Raw genomic sequence first — 3,789 nt, forward strand, 5'->3', positions numbered from 1 at the left:
CTAAAGACCTGTAAAGCTAATTGCGCTACTGCATACCCCATCGAAACCGCATGACTACCCACCGCCGTTTCGGAACGTACACGTTTAGCAGCATAAAAAGCATATTCAAAAACACTGTTTAATTCAGGAGAAACCGTTTGAGCTTCTTTAGACAATGCTAAAGCACTTTTAACCTGCCCTAAAATTTGCGGCTCACCTAACATGAGAGAGTCAAGACCACTCGCTACTCGCATTAAATGTGTAATAGCCTGCGTGTTCTCGTAACGATAAACATGATGAATTAAGTGCTGTACATCAATATTATTGGCATCGGCTAACCATTTCAGAAGGCTTTCGGCATTTTCTGCCATGGCATACACTTCTGTGCGGTTACACGTCGAAACGACCACCAAATCCTTTAAGTTCTGGTGTTGGTTTTGTTCGGCAAGCAAACGACTTAATCGCTCTGCATTGAAAGCAATTTTTTCGCGTAGTTCGACAGAAGCTGTTTGATGGTTGACACCCAATGCAAAGAAAGACATATCAGATCATCATTTCGCTAAATTTATGCTATTGTGCAACATCGGTGTCATAAAAAGCATTACTTTGGATCAATAAAAATTGCGTCAAATGAATAGCCGTATTAATTTTAACGGTGCTTCGATAAGACAGTATTCTACCACATTCTTATTGTTAGGTAGCATGTCCTCGCATGTCTATGCACGTCCTGTGCAAGAGACCTATGCCGTGCATTCATTTGATCAGGCCTTAGAACAAACTATGGTCGCTGAATTTGCTCTAGCTTACGATGATATTCCTAACGCTTTGCACAATTACACAGTGCTCGCAATTAAAAGCAACTCTACCTCAATTAAACAACGAGCTTTAGACGTTGCTCTTGAATATAATGACTTACAAGCCGCTTTAAATATTGCTACACATTGGGTAGCTCAAGAGCCCAAAGATGTGCCGGCTTTATTCTATTTGTCACATATTGCTTTAAAAACACATGAATATCAGCTTGCCGCTGAAACATTAGATAAAATTTTAAAAATAGATCCAACTGCTGATTTAGAACAAATTTTAGCAAGTATTGCCCCAGAAAATGCTCAAGATCGAGATGTACTATTAACAGCTTTACGCTCTAGTGCTGAAAAAGATAACCCTTCTATTTTAGCACTCATCGCCAACTTAGAAGCCCAAAATGGCCAATTAGAATCAGCTCTAACCAACATAAACAAGGCATTACGCCGACGCCCTAAAGTGACGAGCTTTATTTTAATGAAAGCTAACCTGCTCATTGCTCTGAGCGATCAAGAAGGTGCGCTTAAATGGTATGCGAAGTCCAGCCGTAAATATAAGAAAAATTTAGACATTCGTTTAGCTGAAATCCGCTATCTCATACAAATCAATCAATCTCAACTCGCGTTAGAAAAGCTCGAAAACGTTATAGAAGCTAATCCTAAAGCTGAAGAAGCATTATTTATTGCAGGCTTAACCAGTATCGATTTAAAGCAATATGACAAAGCAGAACAATATCTTGTTGATCTACGAAACTCTGCAAAATATCAAAATGAAGCCTATTACTACTTAGCCATTAATGCAGAACGTAAACAACATTATGAAACCGCAAAAGCTTACTATCGTTTAGTCGATGGTAGCTTATACGTCGTTTCCAGACGCAATCTGATTGCAATATATGATAAACAAGAAAATTTACATGATGCTTTACGGTTCCTCACTCAAGAACGCGTAAATTATCCCCAACATGCAAGTTTCTTATATCAAGCTCAAGCTGAAATCTTAAAGAAAATGGGCAATAAAAAAGCTGCATTAAATTTATTAGATGAAGCGATAAAGAATTTACCCGATGATCCGGAACTCATTTACGCAGAAGTTTTATTACTTGATCCGTATACTGACAGAGATAAACTCGACAAAACATTAAAGCAATTATTGCAACTTGAGCCTAACAGTCCAACTTACCTTAATGCATATGCTTATACATTAGCCCTGCAAAACCGTCGGCTAAAAGAAGCACGTCAATATGCAGAGCAAGCTTTAGAATATGCACCGGAACAAGCCTCGATTCTGGATACGCTAGGTTATATCGCATTTTTGCAGAATGATTATGAAGCCGCGGCAGAGGCTTTAGGCAAAGCTTATGAACTTAGTCACAATATAAATATTGGCGTTCGCTATGCTAAGGCATTGTATATGCAAGGATCATTAACTCAATTTAGCGCTGTGTTACAACAACTGAAACAAAAACATGCCAATGATCCACAATTACAACAGCTTGATGCGTTAATTTTACCTACATCTGCAAAAAAGAGTTAAATATATGAGCAAATTTGCCCAACTGTGCACAGCGATCTGTGGATCAAGTGTATTATTTCTAACCGGTTGTCAGCATTTTACTCAACCAAAACCTGCGGTTACCCAGCAAGTTCAAGATGAAAAACACTTTAATTTACAAGGTAAAATCGGAGTTCGCACACCACAGCAAACTGGTAGTGCTTTTTTCACATGGGTTCAACAGCAAGATAATTTTGATATTGAATTAAGCGGTATTTTAGGTGTAGGAAAAACCCAAATTCAGGGTAAACCTGGTGAAGTAAAATTAAATAGTGCGAAAACTGGATTAATTACTGCGGCCTCTCCAGAAGAACTTTTAGAGCGTGCAACTGGTTGGCAAGCACCAATTACTCATTTAACAAGTTGGATTTTGGCCAAACCCGCAACTCTAAGTGCTCAAATCAGTAAAGATAGCGAAAATCGTGTAAACCAACTCATTGAAGATGGCTGGACTGTTAATTTTAGCTATGATGGCGAACAAACTTTGCCAAACAAACTGGTTTTAAAGCAAGCTCTTGCTGAAGATAAAGAAAACCGTATTACAATGGTCATCCAAAACCGTTAAGTCTAATTATATAAATCTATGATTCGAGTTCCTTCTCCAGCTAAACTCAACCTGTTTTTGCATATTACAGGCCGACGCGAAAATGGTTATCATGAGTTACAAACCATCTTCCAACTTATTGATTTATATGACTGGATGATATTTACGCCGACTTTGGATGAACAAATCGAAATTGATGGATTGAGTGAAGTCAAACCTGAAGAAAACCTGATTTATCGGGCTGCTCAACTACTAAGACCGCATGCAAAAAAATTCTGTGGTCTACACATCAAAATTGAAAAAAATATTCCAATGGGTGCAGGTCTGGGCGGAGGTTCATCCAATGCTGCCACAACCCTGATTGTGTTAAATCAATTATGGGAATGTGGACTAAATCAAGAACAACTTGCGGACTATGGCGTGAAGCTTGGTGCCGATGTTCCTATTTTTATTTATGGTAAAAATGCATGGGCTGAAGGTATTGGTGAACATTTATCATTCATAGACTTAGATCAAAAACAGTTCATTATTTTAAAACCTGATTGTTTTATCAGCACTCAATTGCTTTTTTCACAAAAAACATTGACAAGAGACTCTAAGACCACTAAATTTTGCGCCTATCAGTTAGAACCTTCTAATTTTGGAAATAACTTTGAGCCATTAGCTCGGCAGTTATACCCTGAAGTAGAAGAAGCAATGCGATATTTAGACCAGTTTGGTCAAGCAAAGCTTACAGGTACAGGTGCTTGTGTTTTTATTGAAGTAACGAATGAAATGAATATTGATGAAATTCTTAACCATTCACCTTGTAAATCTTACTTGGTAAATAGTTTAAAAGAATCTCCTCTTAATCATTTTAAGGTTACAAGTTAGGGGCGTCGCCAAGTGGTAAGGCACCGGGTTTTGAT

3 protein-coding genes and 1 pseudogene are annotated in these 3,789 nt (G+C 38.0%); 3 read left to right on the forward strand and 1 reads right to left on the reverse strand.

Annotated features, from left to right (window positions below):
- Window positions 1–521, reverse strand: a pseudogene (locus UC75_RS22070) (glutamyl-tRNA reductase); the annotation flags it as partial.
- An 88-nt stretch (window positions 522–609) separates the two neighbouring features.
- On the opposite strand from UC75_RS22070, the gene UC75_RS16010 reads away from it, so the two are divergent.
- The 3 genes from UC75_RS16010 to ispE are packed head-to-tail and all read left to right on the forward strand — an operon-like array spanning window position 610 to window position 3,754.
- On the forward strand, window positions 610–2,319 hold the full coding sequence (locus UC75_RS16010) for a tetratricopeptide repeat protein (RefSeq protein WP_004794196.1): 1,710 nt from the start codon (window positions 610–612) through the stop codon (window positions 2,317–2,319).
- A 4-nt stretch (window positions 2,320–2,323) separates the two neighbouring features.
- Window positions 2,324–2,902: a lipoprotein insertase outer membrane protein LolB gene (gene lolB / locus UC75_RS16015; protein ID WP_004794197.1), complete on the forward strand. Its 579-nt coding sequence runs from the start codon at window positions 2,324–2,326 to the stop codon at window positions 2,900–2,902.
- 18 nt (window positions 2,903–2,920) lie between these two features.
- Window positions 2,921–3,754, forward strand: a complete 834-nt coding sequence (gene ispE / locus UC75_RS16020; RefSeq protein ID WP_049838158.1) for a 4-(cytidine 5'-diphospho)-2-C-methyl-D-erythritol kinase — start codon at window positions 2,921–2,923, stop codon at window positions 3,752–3,754.
- Window positions 3,755–3,789: the final 35 nt, after the last annotated feature.

Source organism: Acinetobacter sp. V2, from assembly GCF_001188385.1.
In the GTDB taxonomy this organism is placed as follows: Bacteria; Pseudomonadota; Gammaproteobacteria; order Pseudomonadales; family Moraxellaceae; genus Acinetobacter; species Acinetobacter oleivorans.

Coding starts and splice junctions, on each gene's coding strand:
- UC75_RS16010 (WP_004794196.1), top strand. CDS start 610: ATGAATAGCCGTATTAATTTTAACGGTGCTTCGATAAGACAGTATTCT.
- lolB (WP_004794197.1), top strand. CDS start 2,324: ATGAGCAAATTTGCCCAACTGTGCACAGCGATCTGTGGATCAAGTGTA.
- ispE (WP_049838158.1), top strand. CDS start 2,921: ATGATTCGAGTTCCTTCTCCAGCTAAACTCAACCTGTTTTTGCATATT.